Annotated in this window: 1 protein-coding gene; it reads left to right on the top strand. The window is 41.0% G+C overall.

Features of this window, described 5'->3' with window-relative positions:
• Positions 1–848, top strand: an 848-nt coding sequence (locus DVW83_RS14790; RefSeq protein WP_238699449.1) for an MSCRAMM family protein, incomplete at both ends; no start/stop codon positions are given.

Genomic DNA, 848 nt, shown 5'->3' with positions numbered 1-848 from the left:
GTGATCAAACAATCTTCTTCAGGTGAACAACCTCTAGAAGGGGCTATTTTCCAATTAAAGGGTGGGACACTTGATGTAACACTGAAAGATAACCATGATGGCACTTATTCTTTACCAGACAACGCACGGTTAGACAAAGGGGAAACCTATACTTTGACCGAAGTAAAAGCCCCAAAAGGTCATGAGTTGTCTCAGAAACAGATTTGGACGATCAAGGTATCGGATGAAGGGAAAGTAACCATTGATGATAAAGACACGTCGATCAAAGACGATACGATTACACTTACGGTCACGAACCAGTTCAAAAAGATCCCGATAGGCATTCGCAAGTATACGACCCAAGAAGGAAAACAAGTCAATCTAGCAAAGGCAATTTTTGATTTACAGAAAAAATCAGCTTCAGGGGACTATCAAACAAAAGAAACAAAAGAAACGGATACGGATGGGTTCGCTTTGCTCGAAGTGAACGAACCTGGAGAATATCGAATCGTAGAAACCAAAGGACCAGAAGGCTATGATACGATTCCTGGTAACTATATGTTTACGATCGATAAATATGGGGAGATCCACTATGACGGAAACAATGTTGAAACAGCAGATCAGTGGACATTAACACATGAAAATCACTTAAAACCCTTTGACTTGACCGTTCACAAAAAAGAAGACAATGGAAAAGCATTACCTGGGGCAAAATTTCGTTTACAAGGAAATGGTGTGGATATCGAATTGCCAAAAGAGGGGCAGGCAACAGACACCTTCCTATTTGAAAATCTACAGCCAGGTACGTATACCTTGACAGAAACATACACGCCAGAAGGCTATCAAGGACTGAAACAGAGTGTGACAGT

The sequence above is a fragment of the Enterococcus sp. VV15 genome (assembly GCF_005236045.1).
In the GTDB taxonomy this organism is placed as follows: domain Bacteria; phylum Bacillota; class Bacilli; order Lactobacillales; family Enterococcaceae; genus Enterococcus_B; species Enterococcus_B durans.
Note: the sequence above shows the minus strand (reverse complement) of the source record. Positions and strands in the feature narration are given on the sequence as shown.